18 protein-coding genes, 1 pseudogene and 1 other annotated feature are annotated in these 22781 nt (G+C 40.4%); of the genes and pseudogenes, 12 read left to right on the top strand and 7 right to left on the bottom strand.

Annotated features, from left to right (window positions below; genetic code table 11):
* The first annotated feature begins 119 nt into the window (after nt 1-119).
* Complete coding sequence (locus ACED60_RS06760; RefSeq protein WP_017098326.1) at nt 120-605, top strand: putative 4-hydroxy-4-methyl-2-oxoglutarate aldolase; 486 nt, start codon at nt 120-122, stop codon at nt 603-605.
* Between the two features lie 29 nt (nt 606-634).
* Here the strand turns inward: ACED60_RS06760 and ACED60_RS06755 are convergent, their stop codons facing one another.
* On the bottom strand, nt 635-1111 hold the full coding sequence (locus ACED60_RS06755; protein ID WP_009848411.1) for a hypothetical protein: 477 nt from the start codon (nt 1109-1111) through the stop codon (nt 635-637).
* A 317-nt stretch (nt 1112-1428) separates the two neighbouring features.
* Nucleotides 1429-1547, top strand: a sequence feature (Thr leader region).
* A 29-nt stretch (nt 1548-1576) separates the two neighbouring features.
* On the opposite strand from ACED60_RS06755, the gene thrA reads away from it, so the two are divergent.
* From thrA to thrC, 3 genes are read left to right on the top strand one after another with little or no spacing between them, the layout of a single operon-like run.
* Nucleotides 1577-4036: a bifunctional aspartate kinase/homoserine dehydrogenase I gene (gene thrA, locus ACED60_RS06750; RefSeq protein WP_009848412.1), complete on the top strand. Its 2460-nt coding sequence runs from the start codon at nt 1577-1579 to the stop codon at nt 4034-4036.
* A 17-nt stretch (nt 4037-4053) separates the two neighbouring features.
* The gene (thrB, locus tag ACED60_RS06745) at nt 4054-5010 is read left to right on the top strand and encodes a homoserine kinase (RefSeq protein WP_009848413.1); all 957 of its coding nucleotides are present in this window, start codon (nt 4054-4056) and stop codon (nt 5008-5010) included.
* Nucleotides 5007-6290 carry a threonine synthase gene (thrC, locus tag ACED60_RS06740; RefSeq protein ID WP_017098329.1) on the top strand — a complete coding sequence of 428 codons (1284 nt, stop codon included), beginning with the start codon at nt 5007-5009 and terminating at the stop codon, nt 6288-6290. The genes thrB and thrC overlap by 4 nt, the downstream gene beginning before the upstream one ends.
* 78 nt (nt 6291-6368) lie before the next feature.
* On the opposite strand, the gene grcA is transcribed toward thrC, so the two are convergent.
* Nucleotides 6369-6746 (bottom strand): autonomous glycyl radical cofactor GrcA, encoded by a 378-nt coding sequence (grcA, locus tag ACED60_RS06735; protein WP_009848415.1) that lies wholly within the window; start codon nt 6744-6746, stop codon nt 6369-6371.
* A 326-nt stretch (nt 6747-7072) separates the two neighbouring features.
* Between grcA and ACED60_RS06730 the strand changes: the two genes are divergently transcribed.
* The 5 genes from ACED60_RS06730 to ACED60_RS06710 are packed head-to-tail and all read left to right on the top strand — an operon-like array spanning nt 7073 to nt 14292.
* Nucleotides 7073-7477: a TIM barrel protein gene (locus ACED60_RS06730; RefSeq protein ID WP_371727186.1), complete on the top strand. Its 405-nt coding sequence runs from the start codon at nt 7073-7075 to the stop codon at nt 7475-7477.
* Between the two features lie 58 nt (nt 7478-7535).
* The gene (locus tag ACED60_RS06725) at nt 7536-9974 is read left to right on the top strand and encodes a hypothetical protein (protein WP_371727185.1); all 2439 of its coding nucleotides are present in this window, start codon (nt 7536-7538) and stop codon (nt 9972-9974) included.
* Entirely contained in the window at nt 9965-12346 is a 2382-nt protein-coding gene (locus ACED60_RS06720) for an integrase (RefSeq protein WP_371727184.1), read from the top strand. Before ACED60_RS06725 ends, ACED60_RS06720 begins: the two co-directional genes overlap by 10 nt.
* A 10-nt stretch (nt 12347-12356) precedes the next feature.
* A complete protein-coding gene (locus ACED60_RS06715) occupies nt 12357-12878 on the top strand; it encodes a hypothetical protein (RefSeq protein ID WP_371727183.1) in 522 nt (173 codons plus the stop codon).
* 1 nt (nt 12879) lies between these two features.
* On the top strand, nt 12880-14292 hold the full coding sequence (locus ACED60_RS06710) for a tyrosine-type recombinase/integrase (protein WP_371727182.1): 1413 nt from the start codon (nt 12880-12882) through the stop codon (nt 14290-14292).
* A 190-nt stretch (nt 14293-14482) separates the two neighbouring features.
* On the opposite strand, the gene ACED60_RS06705 is transcribed toward ACED60_RS06710, so the two are convergent.
* From ACED60_RS06705 to ACED60_RS06690, 4 genes are read right to left on the bottom strand one after another with little or no spacing between them, the layout of a single operon-like run.
* Nucleotides 14483-15586, bottom strand: coding sequence for an SAVED domain-containing protein (locus ACED60_RS06705; protein ID WP_371727181.1), 1104 nt, complete (start codon nt 15584-15586; stop codon nt 14483-14485).
* Entirely contained in the window at nt 15576-16067 is a 492-nt protein-coding gene (locus ACED60_RS06700) for a Mov34/MPN/PAD-1 family protein (RefSeq protein ID WP_371727180.1), read from the bottom strand. The genes ACED60_RS06705 and ACED60_RS06700 overlap by 11 nt, the downstream gene beginning before the upstream one ends.
* Nucleotides 16057-17763 carry a ThiF family adenylyltransferase gene (locus ACED60_RS06695; protein WP_371727179.1) on the bottom strand — a complete coding sequence of 569 codons (1707 nt, stop codon included), beginning with the start codon at nt 17761-17763 and terminating at the stop codon, nt 16057-16059. The genes ACED60_RS06700 and ACED60_RS06695 overlap by 11 nt, the downstream gene beginning before the upstream one ends.
* Nucleotides 17760-18749, bottom strand: coding sequence for a cyclic GMP-AMP synthase DncV-like nucleotidyltransferase (locus ACED60_RS06690; RefSeq protein WP_371727210.1), 990 nt, complete (start codon nt 18747-18749; stop codon nt 17760-17762). Before ACED60_RS06690 ends, ACED60_RS06695 begins: the two co-directional genes overlap by 4 nt.
* Nucleotides 18750-19183: 434 nt before the next feature.
* Between ACED60_RS06690 and nfo the strand changes: the two are divergent.
* The 3 genes and pseudogenes from nfo to ACED60_RS06675 all read left to right on the top strand — a co-directional run.
* Nucleotides 19184-19780: pseudogene (gene nfo / locus ACED60_RS06685) on the top strand (deoxyribonuclease IV); the annotation flags it as partial.
* 662 nt (nt 19781-20442) lie between these two features.
* The gene (ung, locus tag ACED60_RS06680; RefSeq protein ID WP_371727178.1) at nt 20443-21117 is read left to right on the top strand and encodes a uracil-DNA glycosylase; all 675 of its coding nucleotides are present in this window, start codon (nt 20443-20445) and stop codon (nt 21115-21117) included.
* Between the two features lie 92 nt (nt 21118-21209).
* Nucleotides 21210-21761 carry a hemerythrin domain-containing protein gene (locus tag ACED60_RS06675; protein WP_371727177.1) on the top strand — a complete coding sequence of 184 codons (552 nt, stop codon included), beginning with the start codon at nt 21210-21212 and terminating at the stop codon, nt 21759-21761.
* A 151-nt stretch (nt 21762-21912) separates the two neighbouring features.
* Here the strand turns inward: ACED60_RS06675 and ACED60_RS06670 are convergent, their stop codons facing one another.
* On the bottom strand, nt 21913-22101 hold the full coding sequence (locus ACED60_RS06670) for a DUF3545 family protein (protein ID WP_009848419.1): 189 nt from the start codon (nt 22099-22101) through the stop codon (nt 21913-21915).
* Nucleotides 22102-22781 lie beyond the last annotated feature (680 nt).

The following is a 22781-nucleotide window of genomic DNA, read 5'->3' as shown; positions in this document are numbered from 1 at the left end:
ACTTTTATTTCGTATTAAATTGGGCATAGAGCAATGAAAACAAAGGATTAATTTTAATAATATATAAAAGCATAGAGGCTCACCTGACTTAATAGGTTTGCCTTACTCACGGAGGATATATGCACGATATAACACCTGACTTATGTGATGAGTTTGAAAGCAAAGTCACGCTACTGAATATGCCATTACAGAACTTCGGCCAGCGTGGTGCGTTCTGGGGAAAAATTGTAACAGTTCGTTGTTATCACGATAATTCCAAGGTTCGTGAGGTTTTAGAGACCGATGGCTGCGGCAAAGTACTCGTTGTAGACGGTAATGGCTCGTGTCAAAAAGCGTTACTTGGCGACCAATTGGCTATTCTAGCCATCGAAAATGGTTGGGAAGGCGTCATTGTGAATGGTGCGGTGCGTGATGTTGCGATGATGGCGCAGATGGATCTTGGTATTCAAGCTCTCGGAGCTTCTCCATTTAAAACCGAGAAGCACGGTGTTGGGCAAGTGAATGTGACGCTCTCTATACACAATCAACTGATTCAGCCCGGTGATTACATTTATGCCGATTGGAATGGTGTGTTAATTTCAACGGAATTGTTGATTGAATCTTAACGGGCTCATCAATAAAGAAGTGGGATAGATTAGAAGCGAAACCCTAATCCTACCTCAACACCTTGTTGCCACTCTTCATAATCAAGGGTGGCATGCATATCTAGATTGTCGGTTAGCTGCACGCGGCTGGAAAGCTCTGCGGCTACCGATTTATCACTGTCTTCTGTTTCATTGTTATAGGTGTGTAGAGAGCTGTTGAAAGAGACTCTTTCGGAAAACTGATAACTAACACCACTCAAGAATCCACTCTCATATTTCAGTGCAGCAGTGTTGATTCGTGTACCGACATAAAGATCCACATCAGAAAACAAGCTATAAGAATAACCACTGTCTACTGTCCAAGTATCAAAGCTTTCACTCGATGCACTTTGCGTGGAGATAAAAAACTTATGGGCAGAGCTATCGATTTGACTGGGGAGCAAAGGCAAACTGCTCAGTAGCGGTAAACTGTTCGCTGAACAAACGACAGGCATAGCAAAGACTAAAAGAATAAGTAATCTCTTCATTTCCCACTCCTGATGTCATTATTATTGTTTTTCGAACGTTATTGTTTAATTAAAGCACAGGACTTGTATGTTCGCTGTACTATCGATAGAGCATTTTGTTATGACTATATATGCAACTGATTACTTCTGTTTGTTTGATGAGTTAATCCAGTCTCTGAATGGCAGGTTGATGCAGGGTGTTTTATCTCTTAAATGAAGGTTTGCTCTGAAAAACGGTGTGAATGTAAAAAAAACGCAACTTTTCATTGACGCATAGTAGTAAAAATTGATACACGTAGAGTAAAGCACAAGCAGAGAATTTGATATGCAGCATGTAAGCCACCTAGTAATGACCACCACCATTATTATTACCGACATTCACATTGTTGGGGCAGGCTGCTAAGTAACGGATTTTAAAAAAAAGGCCTGTATCCAACAAGATACAGGCCTTTTTTTGTACCATTTTTATGACTTATGGAGAAAGGGATGCGCGTTTTAAAGTTTGGAGGTTCATCATTAGCTGATGCAGATCGTTTTTTACGAGCGGCTGATATCATCGCTAATAATGCCCAGCAAGAAGAGCTAGCCGTTGTACTATCGGCTCCAGGAAAAACAACCAATAAGCTGGTTGCTGTTATTGAAGCAGCACTAAAAAATGGTGAAGCAGACGTACAGATCACCGAGATCGAATCATCATTCGCTGCATTGTTTGCAGAGATTCAAGCGGTATTGCCGTCAGTAGATGGCTCTGCGTTTCAAGAGCAAGTCGATACCTCTCTTGCTCAACTTAAGCAGTTCGTGAATGGTATTAACCTACTGGGCATGTGCCCGAATCACGTAAATGCTCGTATCATTAGTAAAGGTGAGCGAGTTTCAATCCAGCTAATGAAAGCGGTGCTGGAAGCGAAAGGCCAACCAGCAAGCCTGATTGACCCTGTGGAATACCTCTATGCTCAAGGTGATCATCTTGAAGCTATGGTGGATGTGGATGTTTCAACTCAGAACTTCCGCCAATCACCGCTTCCTAAAGGTCACGTAAATATCATGCCGGGCTTTACTGCTGGTAATGAAAAAGGCGAGCTAGTAACGCTTGGCCGTAACGGCTCTGACTACTCAGCTGCAGTTCTAGCGGCATGTCTACGTGCTGATTGCTGTGAGATTTGGACTGACGTCGATGGTGTTTACAACTGTGACCCACGCTTAGTAGATGATGCCCGTCTTCTTAAATCACTTAGCTACCAAGAAGCGATGGAGCTTTCTTACTTCGGTGCTTCAGTTCTACACCCGAAAACAATCGCACCTATCGCACAATTCCATATTCCATGTCTGATCAAAAACAGCTTCAACCCACAGGGTGCGGGCACTTTGATTGGCCAAGACACTGGCGAAGATAACCTAGCGATCAAAGGTATCACTACGCTAAGTGACCTAACGATGGTTAACGTATCAGGCCCAGGTATGAAGGGCATGGTAGGCATGGCGAGTCGTGTATTCGGCGCGATGTCTTCTGCAGGCGTTTCTATTGTCCTTATTACTCAATCTTCTTCTGAATACAGCATCAGCTTCTGTATTGAATCTGCTGACAAAGTGAAAGCGAAGCAAGTGTTGTCAGATGCGTTTGAACTTGAACTTAAAGATGGCCTATTAGAGCCTGTTGAGTTCATGGATGATGTTGCGATTGTGACGCTGGTGGGTGACGGTATGCGTACTTCACGTGGTGTCGCTTCTCAGTTCTTCTCTTCTTTAGCTGAAGTAAACGTCAACATTGTTGCTATTGCTCAAGGCTCTTCAGAGCGCGCTATCTCTGCGGTTATCCCTGAAGATAAAATCTCAGAAGCAATCAAAGCGTGTCACGAAAACCTATTCAACTCTAAGCACTTCCTTGACGTATTCGTCGTCGGTGTTGGCGGTGTCGGTGGTGAGCTTGTTGACCAAATCCAACGTCAACAAGGCAAACTGGCTGAAAAAGGCATCGTGATTCGCGTATGCGGCCTAGCAAACAGCAAAGGTTTGTTACTAGACAGCGACGGTCTACCGCTAGAACAGTGGCGTGATCGTATGTCGAGTGCGACAGAAGAGTTTAGCCTAGCGCGTTTAGCGGCACTTGTTCAACGTAACCACATCATCAACCCAGTGTTGGTTGATTGTACGTCTAGCGAAGGTATTGCAGGACAATACGCAGATTTCCTCGCGGCTGGTTTCCACGTTGTAACACCAAACAAAAAAGCCAACACAGCAAGCATGGCTTACTACCATCAGCTTCGTGAAGTGGCGCGTAACTCTCGTCGTAAGTTGATGTACGAGACAACAGTAGGCGCAGGTCTACCGGTAATCGAAAACTTACAGAACCTAATCTCTGCAGGTGATGAGCTTGAGAAGTTCAACGGCATTCTTTCTGGTTCACTGTCTTACATCTTCGGTAAGCTTGATGAGGGTATGACACTCAGCCAAGCAACCAACATTGCTAAAGATAACGGCTTCACTGAGCCGGATCCTCGTGATGATCTGTCTGGTATGGACGTTGCGCGTAAGCTGCTTATTCTTGCTCGTGAAGCGGGTATGGCACTTGAGCTTGAAGATGTTGAAGTTGACCAAGCATTACCACCGGGTTTTGATGATTCAGGTACGGTTGACGAGTTCATGGCTCGCTTGCCAGAAGCGGATGCATACTTCAAAGAGCAGTCAGCTATCGCAGCAGAAGAAGGCAAAGTACTTCGTTATGTAGGTGAGATCGCTGAAGGTAAATGTAAGGTTCGTATCGCAGCTGTTGATGGCGATGACCCAATGTTTAAGATTAAAGATGGCGAGAACGCTCTGGCATTCTACAGCCGTTACTACCAGCCAATCCCACTCGTTCTGCGTGGCTACGGTGCAGGTACTGAAGTTACAGCAGCAGGCGTATTCTCTGATGTGATGCGTACTCTTGGTTGGAAATTAGGAGTTTAGGAATGAGTTCAAGTGATATGGATGTTGTCGTTTATGCTCCTGCATCAATCGGCAATGTCAGTGTAGGTTTTGATGTGCTGGGGGCCGCTGTGTCTCCAGTGGATGGCACATTGCTTGGTGACCGAGTAATGGTTAAAGCCGGTGATGAACCATTCTCGCTAAAAACAGCAGGCAGCTTTGTTTCTAAGCTGCCAACTGAAACCAAAGAAAATATTGTCTACGACTGCTGGGTTGTGTTCTCTCGCGAGTTAGACAAGAAAGGTATCTCAGTTAAGTCTCTAGAGATGACGCTAGAGAAGAACATGCCTATCGGCTCTGGTTTAGGATCAAGTGCATGTTCAATTGTCGCGGCGCTTGATGCCTTGAACCGTTTTCATGGCCAACCGTTGAATGAAACTGAACTGCTTGCTCTGATGGGTGAAATGGAAGGTAAGATTTCAGGTGGCATACATTACGATAACGTAGCGCCATGTTACCTTGGTGGTGTGCAATTAATGTTGGAAGAGCTTGGCATTATTAGCCAAGAGGTTCCATGTTTTGACGATTGGTATTGGGTAATGGCTTACCCGGGCATCAAGGTTTCAACGGCCGAAGCGCGAGAGATCTTGCCTTCTCAGTATCGCCGTCAAGATGTGATTGCCCATGGTCGTCATTTAGCGGGCTTTATTCATGCTTGTCACTCTGGTCAGCCGGAGCTAGCCGCTAAGATGATCAAAGACGTGATTGCTGAACCATATCGTGAGAAACTGCTTCCAGGGTTTGCTGATGCTCGCAAATATGCAACGTCAGCAGGAGCATTAGCTACTGGAATTTCTGGTAGTGGCCCTACGCTATTTAGCATTTGCAAAGAACAAGATGTCGCCGAGCGTGTTGCACGCTGGTTAGAACAAAACTACGTACAAAATGAAGAAGGATTCGTCCACGTTTGTCGCTTAGATAAACAAGGTTCGATCGTTACAGGAAGTGAGTTATGAAGCTGTACAACATCAAAGAAAACGATGAGCAAGTCTCTTTTGGCCAAGCCGTTCGTCAAGGTCTAGGTCGTAATCAAGGTCTATTTTTCCCATCAGAGCTGCCTAAGTTCGATGACATCGATGCACTACTTGCAGAGGACTTTGTCCCTCGTAGTTCAAAGATTCTTTCTGCTCTAATTGGTGATGAGTTACCAAAAGAACAGATCGATCAACTAGTGGATGCGGCATTCCAATTCCCAGCACCGATCAACCAAGTGAAAGACGGTGTTTACGCACTTGAACTGTTTCACGGTCCAACGTTAGCATTTAAAGATTTCGGTGGCCGTTTTATGGCTCAATCTTTGGCTGCGGTTTCTGATGGCGGTCAAATCACAATCTTAACGGCAACATCGGGTGATACTGGCGCTGCGGTTGCACACGCATTCTACGGCATGGAAAACATCAACGTTGTTATCCTATACCCGAAAGGCAAGATCAGCCCACTGCAAGAAAAGCTATTCTGTACGCTAGGTAAGAACATTCACACTGTAGCGATTGATGGCGATTTTGATGCGTGTCAGGCACTCGTAAAAGACGCGTTTGACGACGCTGAATTGCGTAAAGAAATTGGCTTAAACTCAGCAAACTCAATCAACATCAGCCGTTTGATGGCTCAGATCTGTTATTACTTTGAGGCGGCTTCTCAGCTAACCAAAGAGCAACGTGAAAATCTGGTTATCTCTGTACCAAGTGGTAACTTTGGTAACCTAACTGCGGGTCTATTAGCGAAAGCGCTAGGCTTACCGGTTAAACGCTTCATTGCAGCAACCAACGAAAACGACACGGTTCCCCGTTACCTAGAAACAGGTCAATGGGATCCAAAACCAACGGTTGCGACAACATCGAACGCGATGGACGTGAGCCAACCAAACAACTGGCCACGTATCGAAGAGCTTTGCCAACTGAAAGGTTGGGGACTGGATACTTTGGGTAAAGGTAAAGTATCTGATGAGCAGAGTGCTGAATCAGTACGTGATCTAAAAGCTCAAGGTTACCTGTGTGAACCTCATGGTGCGATTGCTTACCGTCTATTGGAAGAGCAACTGCAAGAGAACGAGACAGGCCTGTTCTTATGTACGGCACACCCTGCGAAATTCAAAGAAGTGGTTGATGACATCTTAGGTACTGACATTGAACTGCCAGGTCCGCTAGCAAAACACGCGGTGATGGAGTTGTTGTCTGAAGATCTAGATAACGATTTTGAAGCGCTAAAAGCAGTGCTTCGTCGAGTTCAACCGTAACCTACACCGGTATTGTTGAACAAATAAAAACGGCGCTCAATGAGCGCCGTTTTTGTATTCTAATTCAAGCTCTAAAAATTATAGAGACTCAGTGAACGTACGTGCGATAACGTCACGTTGTTGTTCAGTAGTTAGAGAGTTGAAACGTACAGCGTAACCCGATACACGGATAGTTAGCTGTGGGTAGTTCTCTGGGTGAGCAACGGCATCTTCTAGCGTTTCACGCTTAAGAACGTTAACGTTTAGGTGTTGACCACCTTCGATGCGTGGTGCTGCTTCGATAGCAACTTCACGGCTTTCGTACTCGCCTAGGTCTGCTGCTGAGATAACTTGGTCAGCTTCGAAACCTGAAGTAGCAACAACACAACGAGCTTCGTTCTTCTCGCTGTCTAGTAGCCAGATTGAGTTTAGTAGGTCGTCGTTTGCTGCTTTAGTAATTTGAATACCTTGGATCATAACTATCTCCTAGTCCACTTTATGTGGTTTGATTATGGTGTTAACTTTCGAATTTTATTGAGCTGAGTAATGTATACCTAGTTTGTGGTAGTTTAATATTGATTTAAGTCAAAAAACAACCAAAAACCTCATTTTTTTCAAGGTGATTACTTTGAGTTAAATCAATAAAACCTTTGAAAACAAATTAATTACAAAATATTTTAAAGTATAAAAAATATTTAACAGTGGAATCTGTTGTAAATTTACTACATTTGTTGTGTTTTTATTGACCTGTAAGTGATACGACCCTTTAATTATTAAGCATCCTGAAAGTGTAAAGTGATTTAATGACAAACAATAATTCATCTTCAAAACCTGAAACTAATATTAAGTTTATTGGTGCGCATGTGTCTGCTGCGGGCGGTGTTGATCAGGCGCCAATGCGCGCAAGAGAGATTGGCGCCAATGCTTTTGCACTGTTCACCAAAAACCAAAGACAGTGGGCAGCAAAGCCGCTGGAAGCGAAAACCATTAGTGCGTTTAAAGCCAACTGTAAGATGTTGGGCTTTAGTGCTGAGAATATTCTTCCTCATGACTCCTACCTTATTAACCTAGGAGCACCAGAAGAAGAGAAGCTAGAGAAATCACGTGCGGCTTTTAAGGCCGTTTTCCAGATATTATATATTATCAAATTATTAATTAATCAATATAAAACAATTAGTTTTAGTGGTTTTATTCGTTTCTACAATTGACAGGTGTCAGTTGGGTGCTAGTCTAGATTGATAACTATATGTGAACAGGTTGTCAGGCATGGATTCTAAGGCACTAGCACTCTACCCTAAACTTCAAACAGTATTATCGAGTAAGTACCGCAAAGAACTATTAGAAATAACTGAGAAATACCTAAAAAGCCCCAGCCTATCACTTGTGAATATGTACTCAGTTTTTGTTGATGTGGCAGTGAACCCCTCGACATCTTCGAATGTCGCCTACAGTGCTCTAGATATTCGGAATGATGTAGACAAACTGAACTTCCACCTATCTTCGTTTATTGGTTTTCTCTATGAAGATTATTTAGATTTTTCTATTACTACTCGCTATGACTATGCTCGGAAAGCTTTCAGAGTCTTTAGTGAGTTTGCATCTCGTTATGGCTTAATGTTGAGGGATATTAAATTAGCCACAGGTAAAGTGTCAGAAGACGCTTTAGATTGTATTGATTCGTTTAGAGCACTCAACCCTAGTCAAGAAATTCTGTCTTATTACGATGTATGGAGTTGCGAAAGTAAAGAGGGCAAACAACAAAACATCCACCTTGCAACTATTCATGATTGCTATGGCAAAGTATTCACTGAACGCATTCATTCAGCTATCAGAAACTACACAAAAACATTGAAGCATAAGGTTGTTAACTCCGTTTTATCAGAGTTAACCTCACTACTAAATGAGTTCACAAGGCACTGCAAATCAGTTGAAGAGCTAGAGCATGCATTGAAATCTGAAAACTCTACAGCTTTCATGGAGAACATTTTTAATTCAATGATTTTTACAGCAATGATAAATGGGCTGGATATTAAAGGATATACAATTCGATGGTCCAATAACGTTAATCATTTTACTAATTGCTTTATCAACACCAATATATTTGAAGAGCCATTAAAGCCCTTTCTAATTCCTGAATTTAAATCTCCAGAAGATGATAGGCACTCTATTTCTATTGGTGGTAAATTGAATGATAAAGAGGAACAGCGATGGCTAGTTGATATTCCTTTAGAAATTAAAGATGAAGAGGCATTAAACTTAATTCGTAAGCGTCTGACTCGTGATCTTGACCATATCCGCATTGTTAGTCACAAAATATTTATTGATATATTAGAACGCCACAAGCGAAATTTACGCTATATCGATCAAGGTGAAGTTAAGCCTCTGCCAATAAAGGGGTCTCTGAAACGTTTTTTCCCTATGGGTGTGGAGCATCTAGATAATACAGTTGCAACCTTTTATCATTATGCATATGGACTTGAACTTACTAATCTTCCTACGTTTTATGGGTTTCCTGCACAAACAGAATCTCTGGTTCGTGAGCTTAACCTTCCCACTATCTCTACTTTAAATGCTTTGATTTCTCTCTTGGTTTTAGAACACCCCAAGATCACACCAAGCTGGCTTGAATCGTGGGAGTTATTTGACAGACATGGCAACCAAGTGGGTTTTAAGCAAGTCAGTAACCAGTGGCTAGCTGTGAGCTTTAAAAATCGAAAAGGAGCCACTAAAGCGCAGCAGGAGGTTATCTTAAACGCTTACTCTAGATCTATTGTAGAGTTGTTGATTGAGCATACATGTTTTGCAAGGGAGAGCCTTAAAGGTAAAGGAGGGGATAATTGGCGCTATGTTTTACTTACTTCAAATTTAAAGAGGCCAGAACGCCCTATAACGTTAGGAAAGGGCTTTGCAGCCCAAGGGGCGTATCAACAGGCACTAGCTGTAAATTCCTACTCTAACAAACCGACGCTTACTCCTTATAGGTCGAGTTATCCTCAGTTTAAAACCATACATAGAATCCCCCCCACAGTGCTAAACCGAGTATTAACAATCACAGAAGCTGAGGAATTAGCCTCCATTGTTACTCCTCGCAGTATTCGCAAGGCAAGAGGTCTACAGATCTATCTTGAAACCCAGTCCTTAAAAGCGGTTTCTGAAGCGTTAGGACATAAAGATGTAAAATTGGAATTATTAGGGAGATACCTACCTAGACCTCTAATGGACTTCTTTAATCAGCGTTGGATTCGTCAATTCCAGAACGGCATTATCTATGAGGCGCTAAAAGAATCACCTTACTTGTTTGATGCGTTAGATTTTGATGAAAGTAAGTTAGAAGAATTTCTCTGTAATCATGGATTACATGATCTACCAGAAAATCTCAAACAAGCAGGTTCTTGTCCTAGTAATCAGGAAAATCAATCTTTTACAGAAAACATGGATGAACTAGTGTTTACGTTGTCTATACCGTTATTTCAAGTTCTTATCGCAATCCAAACAGTGATAGATAAAGCCTCTCTGTATGATGAGTTTAAGCCAGTTGTAGAACGATGGTATCAATCTGCAATATTCATCTTGAGTCATTTTTCTCTTGATGGACGCTCTACCAGTTATCGTCGCCCTGAACAAGAATGTATTCCACTTTATGAAGAAGCACTTAATAACCCACTGGACATTCAACTTTTTAAAGAGAATTTATTATGTCACTAAAGTTAATAGATAATATAGTAGATGGCTCTAGAGTTTTGTCGGAATTAACAAAAGAAGAACTCATTGAACTGCAAAATACATCTATAGTCAGTGGTGATTTTAGAGCATTGAAAGTGGTATCCAATAATGTCACAGGTATATATAACTACAACGATAGAAAACCCTATTGGTTGCTTGATGAATTTGAGGCACCTACGTGGAATCTTAAGTTTATAGATGATAAAAAAATCATCACCAAAACCATCGAATGGGAAGCGGTGACACTAGATGATGGCTTACAGCTTACTAATTTGAGACACGCACCACTTTTGAATTCCTTCAAATACTGGATTACGGCATCAGACAACCCCTTAGAAAACGGTGGTAAATTTTGTAAAGGTAGAACGATCTACAATACTATAAATAAAATCATTACTTTTATGAATGCTCTACTTATTCACGGCAAAAGCATTGCTCTTTCTAAGCGACACCTATCGGGTCTATCCGAAGATTTTATAATGGATTTGTTGGTTAGGTTGGCAGGTGGTCACGTAATTAATGGGGTGTACGATTATAAAAATAAAGTGAAATCGCTTTTAAGTCAACGAATGCAATTTATAGATATCAGTGAAGCCGAAAAGTTTGCTAGTGAAAATCCATATATTACTAGGCAACTTCTTGAAGAAGAAAAACAACTTGGTTTTTCCATTGAAGAACGAATAAAAGCTTGTTTTTGGTTAAGTACTATTGGATTTTACAAACGACCAACCAGTACTGGAAAATCTAACGTAAAACCGTTGGGAAATAGTAACATTCTCTCTCAGCACATTTACAAAGGTAAAATTATCCCCTTTGTTTTTATAGCTCCCAGATTTGAAGAGCTAAAGTTGGTCGAAAAAAATCAAAAGACCGAATTCAGAGCCATTCCTAATGTAGAAACAGGTGAGGGAATTAGCCCGAAAGGGTTGGGATCATTTATTAGCGCTTTGAAGTTACTTAATGTTGTGCATGGAAAAATGGGTGCAAGCCAGTTTTTACCAAGCGTAATGAAGAATATTACAACCAAGCGAATAGCCGAGCATGGCGTTAAAGTGAAAAAACTAGGGCGCTTTAAAACGTTACCGCCTCAATTAGTTTTGGATTTAATTAGGGACTGTTATGAGTTTACCAAAGAGAACCAAGATGCAATTCTTGATTCTATGTTGTCTGTTCTCAAAGACGCGAGAACTAAGAGTTCAGCCCCTCATTCCAATGAGAGTTATGTCGATTACCGTTCTAAATATTATAACGGGAGTGTGCCCAGTACGGAGCGAGGCGCATGGGAGCAAACAGAAGCTTTAAATTTGATTGATAGTAAATTATTAAAAATGGGTGTGAAGAGCTTAAGAATAGACTCTAATGATGCGAAACTGTTTGAGAAAAGACGTAAGAACGAAGGGTTATTTGACCTATACGCCGTTCTGATAGGCTCTATACAAACACTTACTGGTGCTATTATGGCAAGACGACAAGATGAACTTTCTAGCTTAAAGTCTTTCGGTAATTTGTCTCCCCATATTGACCCTGCTAGTCAGCCTGGAAAGAAAACCGATTATCATCTTGTCTTCAATTTGAAAAAATCAGGTATTGGCGGAGAGCATAGCCAAAATGAAACGATTAAGCGCCCCATACCACGCTCCTTGGCTTTGATTATCTGGAAATTAGAGCAATTCAACAAGGCAGCGACAAAATCCAAAATCACCAAAAATGAAATAGATTTATTTTCTAATTTAGATTTTAACATGTTGAAATTAGGAAAATCTTCGCAAGTCTATTACAACAATCACCTAAAAGCCGCCTGCGATTACTTTGAGACACCTACCGTCATATATGACGGTGGAGAGCACCGACGCCACTATATTCGTCAGCATCAACTTCGTCGATTCTTTGCGATGCTATTCTTCTGGTCTAGGGGATTTGATGGTTTAGATTCACTTCGGTGGATGCTAGGTCATACTGATATAGAGCACTTGTATCACTATATTACGGAAAGTGAATCAGGTGCAGTTCTTAATGGTGTAAAGGCTAGCTATATTCTTAGTGCAATAGAAGAAAAGAAAATTGAAAATATACAAGAATTGGCTGACATACTGGCTAAGCGTTATGGGGTTCAAAAAGAAAATATTTCGCTTTCAACGCTTACGGATACACTGAGTGATTACGAGGACGTTGATATATACAAGACTACACCTCATATTGCTCAGGTAAAGCAACGTGAAAATCTGGAGTCGCAAATACTAGAACTATTGGCTAATGACGTTATAAAGCTAGAGCCTGAATTCTTCACGGTTATGAGAGATGGAGAGAAATTAAACGATTTTTCACTGACACTTCAAGTAAATGAATTAGTTTAAGGGGGAAGTAATGAGTACGTTTGAAAAAAATCAAAGTAAAGTCATTGATACAAAATCATTATTACTTGAAGTCATTAAGAATCCTTTAAGTTTTAGGGATAACGAAGCCCTCAAATTATCACTCAAATCACAAGGTGCTCTGGCAAAATATATTGACAGCGAGCGAGGAATTGCATCTTGCTCTTTAAATACGCTCAAAAACGCTTCTAATTCACTGCTCGATAGGGGGTTCGCTGAGATTGATGAACTGAGAATAAACGCTAAGAATGAGATTGAAGAGACTGTTGCAGGTAGGAAGGCAACCCAGTCTACACGACAAAAATTGCGACATAAAGTTGATGATCTTGAGTATCAATTGAGCGTAATGAAAAAAAATAACTTCCACTTTAGTATGATTATTAGTGAGCTTCGTGGCGAGCTTAAAAGAATGTCTGAATCAAGTGACAATATTGAAGAAAGGCAACATGCATATGAAGAAGTAAATCGGAAAGTAAAGGCTAAATTACATTACACTCTGCATGGTGAGTTGTGATATGCCAGTAACACGATTAGAAGAATTTGAACGTTGGGATTATTATTCGCCAATTGAACACAAATTGATGATGGTAGATGCTAGCGATACACCATTTGTTACATATGATAATCATATACCGTGCTTTGAAGCTAACATGTATATGCATAAGCAGCTGGTTGCATCAAGATCAAGGCGTATAAAAGGTGGCACGCTAAGGACTTATGCCCATCAGATTGTCCACCTAGTACACTATTGCTATAAAAACCAGATGCGGTTTAGCCAGCTTACCGATGCGACTTTCACAATGTTTGTGCATGGGTTACAGGCAGATCGTGACAAATTTGGTGAGCTTTTGCGTAGGAATAATACGGTAATAAAAATTGCTCATAGATGTCTCGATTTTTTAAATTTTGTTCAGGATTGTCATGACCTTAATAATTTTATTGGTGTTGGGAAAGAGAATGCCATAATAGTTAAAATGGAAAAGTATAAAATTTCGATTGAAGGAAGTAAAAATAAAAAAGAAGTCGAAGTTATTACTCATGCGAGTGTTCCCAGTAAGGATGCTGTAAAGAAAAAATTACCAGTTAGTGAAGATGATGCTCTAAAGGTCTGGAACTATATACAGAACCAAGAAAGTAGAGAAAAGCGACTTCGTGATATTGCTCTATATCAGTGTCTGGAGCAGTTAGGTGCTCGTATAACTGAAATACACCTCCTTACTGTCTTAGATATAGAAAATGCACTTAAAAGTGGATCTAATCCACACTTAGTCCTGACAACATTAAAGCGCAGAGACGCGAGTGCTACTCGAAGCATTCCTGTTTCTTCTACACTTTTAACTGATATCAAACTATATATAAATAAGGTACGGAAAAAGGTACTTAGGCGTCTTGAAAAAGCAGCAAAAGAACGGAACGTTCCACCCTTAGAACATGATTTTTTATTTATATCCCTGACCACGGGGCTGCCACTGAAAAGTAGCACTCTAACTAGGTATATGAATGAGTGGAAAGAAGAGTTAGGTATTAAAGGCGAGCTTCACCCGCATTTATACCGTCATGCATTTATTAGTAACAAGCTCAAGGAAATTATTCTAAAGCACAAAGAAATTACATCGGCTGATAAGTTCCGAGAGCACTTACTTCACACTGAACGTTTTAAATTAGAATTGCAGCAATGGACTGGTCAAACTCGGCTTAGTTCACTTGATACTTATATTAATCTTGTATTTGCTGATCTACATGGTTACAGCAAAACATACAGTGCAATTCATCTAAGAAAGTCTGTGGGAATTGTTCAAAGTCAAGTTCAACGAATGAAGCTGCAATTAAAGAATAAAGAGGTCACAACAACCGAAGGGTTATTAATGATTGAAGATATGCTATCTGCATTTGAGAGTGATATTAATGAAGCATTGAGCCATACATGATCATGTGGGAGAGTAATAAACGCAGCTAGATCTTAACTTGCTGACTTTGTCTAACTCGTAAGTTCCCCAAAACAAGCTAGTGACTCTCTATCTCTCACTTCAATGAAAGGTTATCGGCCTAGTTATTTTAATGCAAGCAATGTGTCCATGGAGAGTGAGGGGGGGACATTAGTCCCCTCCATAGAAAATCTTAACTTACCTTTTTTTGTGCTAACACTTCAGTAAGTTCTAGTGAATTGAAAGGTCTTACTCCTGATGCTGAAAGCTCTAAGCCCCATTCATATCGCCAATTTTCAGCATTGAAATTATGAATCACCCACTTTTTATGCATTCCTTCCTGAAACCGTTGTCCAATTGCTAACGCTAATGGAGCTTGAACACTGAGAAATAAGTGTATCCTTTTAACGTTTATCTGTTTAGAGACCTCGTCAACTTTCAAAGATATGAAACGAGCTGCTTCGCTAAGATTTTCTTGGTTTTTTATTAGATTTCTTTCAGGTGAAATATTTGGATTGATGAAAAGCGTATGTCCAATAAGTTTTTGAGGTATCTGATCTTCAGTAATTTTGCTAGAAAATGATACTGCGATAGCAATATCTCCATTTTTATTTGCAGTGATATCGTCAGATTCCACGTTGTATGTAAGATTTGTTTTTTCTTCGTTTAATAAAGTCCATTCTCGTTGACCTGTATGAGATTTATCAAAGCATTGGATGTCAATCCCTGTGTTACGTAGTAGGGAACCATAAGAAACTAGGAAGGGAACTCTCGCTAGTCCTCCGATATATAGTTTTCTACATTGATCGTGAATAATAAATCTATTGAAAATATTAGCAGTAAGCTCAGCATTATATAGCTTAATCTGATCTTGAATATCTTCAGTGTTGCTAGAGGGTACTCCAAGTATTACAGGCTCTCTGAAGAACGCCTTCTCGGCTGGATCGAGAAGGTATTCTGGAAATTCTAAGTTTGTGTTAGGCATGGAAGATATGAGAACTTTTGCGATGTTTCGGGATGCATTATTCCATTCTGAATAAATTAATGCTATTCCCGAGAGCAAACTTAGCAACACTAAAGCACCTGATAAGAACGTACTTTCTCTGTCAATATAAGAGATGGATATAGGTATATCGAAGTTTAACTCTATTACAACCAATCCTAAGTTAACGATAGGAATCCCTAGTGAGGCTAGTATTATACCTGTTCCCCATTTGGTTCTAGGGTAAGGAGTTCTTTTCAGGCTCCAAAATGTTCTCCATAACCATCTTATTTTTTCCCATAAACTACTTTTCAAGAGGGTACTCTCCTATCAGTGACGTTTTGAAATTCTTGTTGTCGGCAACCCAAATTCGAATATTTTGTTGCCCAACGATAAGAAACATAAGAGATTGGCCTTCATATTGCCCTTGCTTTAAGACTCTATGCCAGTCTTTCTTGTCCTCATTTGAGTACTTAGGTATTGATTCTGGATGCGTATGCCAAAGGCCAACCAAGTAGGCGTTTCCGTTACTAGCTTTCCATTTGTCATTTAGAATCTTGTTATGAGCGTTAGATCTAAAAAATGAGTATCTGGTTCGTTTATCACTTGGCTGAGGTAAAGTTAAGTCATTTGCCTCCATTATATTGCCTGTGCGTATGCAACCAATAAGTGCCCCTCCAGCCTCAAAATCATGCTTACCTAGTTGTCGGTAGCTGATGAGGATATTTATTACTTCTGAGTCAATTACAAAATTCCCATAATCTTCTGACTCAATTAACCAATTCTCAGTTACCACTGTCACAACACCTACACTCATCGTTTTTTGTTAAACTCATTTCTTCCATCAATGCCATACTTTCAAATCTATTGGTTGTTTGTAAGGAGCCTTTATCAATACCTTTCCATGATGTTACTTTTGTCTCCATATTGCCCGATGTTAAGAATGTAATAGCTTGTTGGGCTGCTAATGAGGCGGTTTTAGTTGAATCTAAGTAAGAGAATGGTGTGAAGACACCTGCACAACCTGTTAAGTTTTTGGATATAGGTTGTCCAAACTCAACTAAATGTATAGAGGTACTCGGATCACTTCCTTTGTATAAAATACACTCAAGGCAAACTTGATCTAGATTTAAGGCAACAGAGTGCCCCCCGTAACCATCGGGTTCATTCCAGCAGAAAATAACATTGTTGAATTGATGCTCTTTTAAACTACGGTTGAGCAATAGACTGATGGATGGATCTCCAATAGCGACAATAACAATATCTACCCCTCTCATAATGCTTTTTACGTTGTGATCTGACAATGGATACTGGAAAGTATCAACGTGAATATGAGGGATATTTGTCTTAATTTCACTTTCTAATGCACTTACCTTAGAGAACTTTCGTACTACTCTATCTTTGGCTGAAGGATTGAAATTTAGATACCGCCCTCCGAGACTATGTCGGTAGATATTTTCAGCATCAAGTGAGTCACCATCTATCAGTTTAATAGTTCCTACACCTGATTTGGCTATTAACATAGCAACTTCACTACCTACAGAACCACACCCTACTACCGCTACTGTCTTGTTGTTTATGCTTAAACTGGCTCCGCCTCTTTCGAGTAGGTATTCTTTGTTATGCCTATTCAAAAGGAAAAACTTCAGCTGCCAATCTGTTCTATTAGTGAGAATTGGATGTAGTGCTTGAGCTTTAGATTTGAACTGACAGATAAACTCACTTCTCTCACCAGAGCTTCTTGGCATACTTAACAAAACAAAAAATTGGCGTTGTTTCTTAGGACTTTTCCCCAACAGCTCTATAAGTATTTTTGAGTTTTCTTTTGATATTTGCTGTTTTAACTCTGAGATAAAACGGGGCGCGGATTCGTTTTTTGTAGACGGAACAACTGGAGCACCTAGAGGGATGTGAACGATATTAACTAATTGGTGTTTATTTAGTTCTTGGGTGTTGCTGAACCTGCAAGGGATATCACTTGCGCTTTTGGCTAATGCGATAGGATTTACGTCGTATGGAGCTAATATGTTGCTTGATGGTGCTATACGCAAAACCAACTTTTCTGGCAGGCTACATGCTCTGTAGAAGGAGTTGATAGTATCTGCGCCATGTATAAAGCCTTCTACTTCATCATGCAATTCATCTTTGAAGACCCGCAAAGAAGATCGATCCAGAGTTCTTAAAGTTTGGCACAAGAACGCTTCGATGATTTCACTTGGTGAATGGTAATCAATTAGTATTGTATCTCCCTCTTCAACACATACAGACCCTTTCGAATTTACATGTGGTATTACGCCTACATATTCTTCATTGAGAAGTTTTGCATGAGGCAGGCTAAAAGGGAATGCTAGGGAGAAGGACAAACGGACGTTCCATCTAATGGAACGTCCTTGTAGTTCAAAATCAAAGGTTCTTCCATTGACTTGTTGTTTCGAAATTAGCTGTTTAAATGAAACTCCTTCAATTAAGTTAGCTATTACTTCTGGCTTCATGCACTCATGCCTGTTGGAACGTAAGGTTTTTTTTCCGATTTAACAGCGTCATTGAGTAAAGGGAAGTCACCAAATACCTTTTTCAAAATCTTACTACTCTCTGAAAGACTTTCTTCTGCTTTAGCCGCTTCTAATGCTTCAACTAACTCATCGACTTTGTGGTAGAAATTATCAAGTTGCTTCTTTGTCATTTTGTAGTAAATATTTTTCTTTGGTTTGACTGGAAGCGTTATCTTTACTGTGTAGTAATCTTTTTTATCATCTGAGCAATAAGATTTAATAAACTTGTTACGTATGCTTTTCGTGATTCCGATAAGGCAAGAAAGATCGCTATCCTTCTTGAAGTTAAAAGAACGCCTTGCCTGTATAGTTAAGCCAATAGATGGAGGAGCAGCGTTACCTGATGAACAGAAGTTCTTGTTTTTCCAGCGCTTTAAGTATTTTACACATCGTCTAAATTGTCTTCGCTCTTCAGCATCCTCGGATACGGATTTTACCCAAGTTTTTAAGCCCTCAGGGTCTGATTCATACCACTCATGCTCTTCTGAGTTTTTCTTACCCCAAGCGATGTATAAATCATCCCCTTTTTTTGCGTAAATTGGGAAATCCACATGATAGCCAGTAGCGTAAGGTACAGTAATACATGGTCGGTTATAATCAACTGTCCTATTGTGTTGCTTATTTAGCTTATCGTAGACAAGATTTTTCAGTTTTTTTGAGTCATATTCATCAATCGTGATATCGAAGACTATACCTACATCGATGTCATAATCTCCATTGAGCGGCTTCACTCCTGTCCGCATAGCGTATGAGCCTTGATCAAGAGTTTTAAAAGTTAGTTTTTTGTCAGAGTCAGGCACCTTCTCATCTTTGAGTAGCTCTGTTAGTGTATCAGTTAAAAGATTTCGCTTATCTCGCAATGATTCATCTTCGTCATAGGTGCCTAGTTTTATTTGATCATGATAATCTAAAAATGTTTCCTGCATATTAGCCACAACAGCTCCCCAATAAATAATAAGTATTAGTCATAAATTAGATGGGGTCTTTTGGAGTAAATTCAACCATAAGATCATGATTTAATTAATGATTGAACTATCATTAATATTGCTTTTCCAGAACGTGCAGTGTTACTTTTAATCCGTTAAGCATGATAAATCTAAATGACCTAACACACAGGCAAGTATTCTGCTTCTTTAAGACTGGACACTTCATTAAGTAAATTGCGCGTTGAGTATGAAACCCTATTTCTCATTGCTATTGAATTAGATGCTATAAAGTTAGGATGCAAGTTGATTCAATATAAAGCTTTAATCCTCTCCCACTCTTCATCAGGGTAAGGGAGGTGGTTGTCTACGGCCAAGTTGCATGCGAAGAAGTGCTATGATTGATAACAATCTGCTCTTTTGGGGATATCTGGTAAATTGATGAAATGGAGCGTTGTAACCAACTAGGACTCACGCTTTTGAATTTTCATCCTGGGAGTCATTTGAAGAAAATCTCAGAAAGCGAATGTTTGGCCAAGATCGCTGAGTCTATCAACTTGGCTCATCAAGCGGTGCCTGATGTGATTGCGGTGATTGAGAATACCTCAGGGCAGGGGACGAACCTTGGCTGGAAGTTTGAGCAACTAGCAGAGATCATCGACCAAGTAGAAGATAAATCACGCGTTGGTGTGTGTTTAGACACTTGCCATACTTTTACAGCCGGTTATGACTTACGAACAAAAGAAGCGTGTGAGCAGACTTTTGCTGAGTTCGAGCGCATTGTGGGTATGCACTATCTAAGAGCAATGCACATCAATGATTCAAAAGCTGAGTTTGCGAGCCGAGTCGATCGACATCATTCTTTAGGAAAAGGCGAGATTGGCTGGGATTGTTTTGAGTATATTGCCTCGGATTCTCGCTTTAATGGTATCCCTCTTATCTTGGAAACCATTGATTCGACGATCTGGAAAGAGGAAATTCAACAACTTAGAATGTTTCATCGCTCAGCAACGCTAGCGAGCGAAGAAGCGTAATAATAGAGGGAATAATTAATTTCCTTCTACTCCTAAAAATTGGCACCTTTCTTTCATAGTATTAAAGTGAATATGTAGTTCACGATGTCTTAGAGGAGGTGCCTTTATGTATTCACAAGCCCAAACTTCAACTGTATCTGCTGCTCGCCGTTTACCAACCCCAAACCGTCATGTGCATAACCACGGTCACCATCGTACACAGCAGAAAAGTGGTTAATCGAGATAAACACAACTTGAACTGATTATTATGATTCATCAACAAGTGAACCCTACACATCATGTTTATTGATAGCTGTATGAGGTATAAATAGGGCGTGTTGATCTTTCGAGCTGATTTTTGCATCGAGTTGCTGGGTATTTATACAAGGCAGAGGCTTTGACGTGTAGCTAGCCTACATGAGAAGCCGCTAACGCAGTAGAAATGACCAGCAAACGCTGCCCGGAGGGTTCGGCTAAAAGCGTTTTACTCTTTGTTGAGGGAGATTTGCTTAGAATGACTATGCTACTTCTCCCTCGCCGCGATTAAAACGCTTTTATCTCGAACGAAATTTAACCACGAAAGGTCAACACGCCCTAAAGCCTTATTTAGGACAGTTAGCCGATACAGCTATTTTTTGTCTGGCGAAAGCCGCTAGAAACCTTGATGATTGGGAAGTAAAACGATGAGCGCACCAAAGACTTGGGAATCCATTATTAATGATGAACGTGACAAAGAGTACTTTCAGAGTGTCCTCGCGTTTGTTGAACAGCAACGCAATAGTGGGAAAACCGTCTACCCTCCTCAAGAGCTGGTGTTCAGTGCTTTTGATATGACGCCTTTCGAGTCCGTACGCGTGGTTATCCTAGGGCAAGATCCTTATCACGGCGCTAACCAAGCTCATGGCTTAGCTTTTTCTGTACTGCCAGGTGTAAAAATCCCTCCTTCTCTACGTAATATGTACAAAGAGCTTGCACAAGATATAGAGGGCTTTGAGATCCCGAGTCATGGTTACCTTGATGCTTGGGCATCGCAAGGGGTGTTGATGTTGAACACTGTCCTTACAGTAGAAGAGGCAAAAGCCCACTCACATGCTAAGTGTGGTTGGGAAACCTTTACCGATACCATCATTGCTGAGCTCAATCAGCGCTCTGAACCGATCATCTTTTTGTTGTGGGGCGCACACGCCCAGAAGAAAGGCCAAGCGATTGATGCAGACAAGCACCATGTGTTGGTTGCACCTCATCCATCACCATTATCAGCACGCCGTGGTTTCTTCGGTTGTCAGCACTTCTCAACAACCAACAAGCTACTTTCTTCTATGGATCAACAATCTATCGACTGGCGTTTACCAACATAAGTATAGGTTGGTGGTTTTCTGAGCAGGGTCAAATCATAAATCAGCATCTTCGTATACACTTATAAACAGTAGGTGTAATGGAGTGCAATACTATGATGATTGAAAGGATAAGACGAGAGCATGGCTATATGGCTCGTTTGCTCGCGATACTCAACAGTAAGTTAGAGTTTCTAAAACAGGAGCGAGAAATAAACTATAGCCTGATCGCAGAGGTGGTGCATTATCTGATGGACCATTCAGACAAGGTGCATCACCCGAAAGAAGATGTTATTTATCGTTACTACCTTAAGCAATATGGCAGTAATCAAGTGATTGAAGACTTGGAACTGGAGCATCAATTGCTTTCTGAGAAAACGGCGGACTTTTTAGGTGTGGTCGATATGATCCTTCAAGATGCGGTGGTTCCTCAACAAGTATTTATTGAGCAGCTTGAAGCTTTTGTTAAAGCTCAACGAAAACACATGGAATATGAAGAGAAGCATGTGTTACCAATGATTGTTGAGTCGTTCACAGTTAAAGATTGGCAAGAGGTGGAGTCTCAATGGCTTCAACCTGAAGACGACCCTGTCTTTGGAGAGACAATTGCTGATGAGTACCGCCAACTCGCGGCTCGTGTTCGACAAAATGAACAAGAGTGCGTTTAGCCAGTTGTCATGTTGAAGCGTGACTATTTTAGATGCTCTCTATTTTAGAGGGCTAGTTCCCAAATGACGCTTTGAGCGGATTAAATACCTCGTAAAATAAAAAAGGCACCTATACAGGTGCTTTTTGCTATCTGATTTCTTATCGTGCTGATTAAAGCTTTATATCGTCAAGGCTAAAATCGAGACCTAGGTTCATCTCTCTAAGCTCTTTCTCAAGCTGTCTACGATCATTGATTGCCTCAATTTCACGCCATTTACGTTTGAGTGGTTTAGAGCGTGTTTTTTGAGTGGTACGAGGCATTTCTAGTTCTGATAATTCATCGAATTGAAAGCTATCCATAAGCATATCTCCTTCCGTGGGATTCGTTCTTACGAACCATTAAATAGCATATTTAGGTTCACAATAACCTTGATTTGTTTCTCATTTGTTTCAAGTGTATGAAGATTTTGTTTTGTTTTATTATGCATGCTCACACATTTCGGGGATTTTTGTGTACAAAAAACAAGCAAACAAACTTAAGTAAACGATTAAATTAGGGGGGATTGAATGTTAATTCATTGTGCAAATGGAATAGCATTTTGACTACAGTGCATTTAAGTGCGCATTGTGTCGTGTAGTATAGGGATCTCATTACCCTAGAAAAAAACACAGATCTTCACTATACCTTGTAAAACCTAGGCTGATGTCATTTTTACGGGATGGTGTTTTTGTTTTTATGGTGCCTTAGTTATTGTTGATATTATGTCCCGACAATGTGACTTTTATTAGGCGCTATTGTTGAAAGCTGTGTTAACAAAAGGTGTCTTATTAGTGAAATGTCATTTGATGTGTGTTTATTTGCATATTGATTTTTAGACCGTCTCGCTGCATTATCCGCCCGTCAAAAAATACACCGATACGTAAAATGGATGCATGAAGCGACATTTACAATCTAGATCGCAACAAATAAATATAAATCTAATGCCGACACAACTATTGACACTGGCATAGGTGATCTAGAGGAAGGCTAGGAAGCAAGA

It is taken from the genome of Vibrio sp. 1F279 (assembly GCF_041439815.1).
Classification (GTDB): Bacteria; Pseudomonadota; Gammaproteobacteria; order Enterobacterales; family Vibrionaceae; genus Vibrio; species Vibrio tasmaniensis_A.
Note: the sequence above shows the minus strand (reverse complement) of the source record. Positions and strands in the feature narration are given on the sequence as shown.

Coding starts and splice junctions, on each gene's coding strand:
- ACED60_RS06690 (WP_371727210.1), bottom strand. CDS start 18,749: ATGCAGGAAACATTTTTAGATTATCATGATCAAATAAAACTAGGCACC.
- ACED60_RS06675 (WP_371727177.1), top strand. CDS start 21,210: ATGATGATTGAAAGGATAAGACGAGAGCATGGCTATATGGCTCGTTTG.
- ACED60_RS06710 (WP_371727182.1), top strand. CDS start 12,880: ATGCCAGTAACACGATTAGAAGAATTTGAACGTTGGGATTATTATTCG.
- thrA (WP_009848412.1), top strand. CDS start 1,577: ATGCGCGTTTTAAAGTTTGGAGGTTCATCATTAGCTGATGCAGATCGT.
- ACED60_RS06725 (WP_371727185.1), top strand. CDS start 7,536: ATGGATTCTAAGGCACTAGCACTCTACCCTAAACTTCAAACAGTATTA.
- ACED60_RS06730 (WP_371727186.1), top strand. CDS start 7,073: ATGACAAACAATAATTCATCTTCAAAACCTGAAACTAATATTAAGTTT.
- ACED60_RS06760 (WP_017098326.1), top strand. CDS start 120: ATGCACGATATAACACCTGACTTATGTGATGAGTTTGAAAGCAAAGTC.
- thrB (WP_009848413.1), top strand. CDS start 4,054: ATGGATGTTGTCGTTTATGCTCCTGCATCAATCGGCAATGTCAGTGTA.
- thrC (WP_017098329.1), top strand. CDS start 5,007: ATGAAGCTGTACAACATCAAAGAAAACGATGAGCAAGTCTCTTTTGGC.
- ung (WP_371727178.1), top strand. CDS start 20,443: ATGAGCGCACCAAAGACTTGGGAATCCATTATTAATGATGAACGTGAC.
- grcA (WP_009848415.1), bottom strand. CDS start 6,746: ATGATCCAAGGTATTCAAATTACTAAAGCAGCAAACGACGACCTACTA.
- ACED60_RS06670 (WP_009848419.1), bottom strand. CDS start 22,101: ATGGATAGCTTTCAATTCGATGAATTATCAGAACTAGAAATGCCTCGT.
- ACED60_RS06695 (WP_371727179.1), bottom strand. CDS start 17,763: ATGAAGCCAGAAGTAATAGCTAACTTAATTGAAGGAGTTTCATTTAAA.
- ACED60_RS06720 (WP_371727184.1), top strand. CDS start 9,965: ATGTCACTAAAGTTAATAGATAATATAGTAGATGGCTCTAGAGTTTTG.
- ACED60_RS06755 (WP_009848411.1), bottom strand. CDS start 1,111: ATGAAGAGATTACTTATTCTTTTAGTCTTTGCTATGCCTGTCGTTTGT.
- ACED60_RS06715 (WP_371727183.1), top strand. CDS start 12,357: ATGAGTACGTTTGAAAAAAATCAAAGTAAAGTCATTGATACAAAATCA.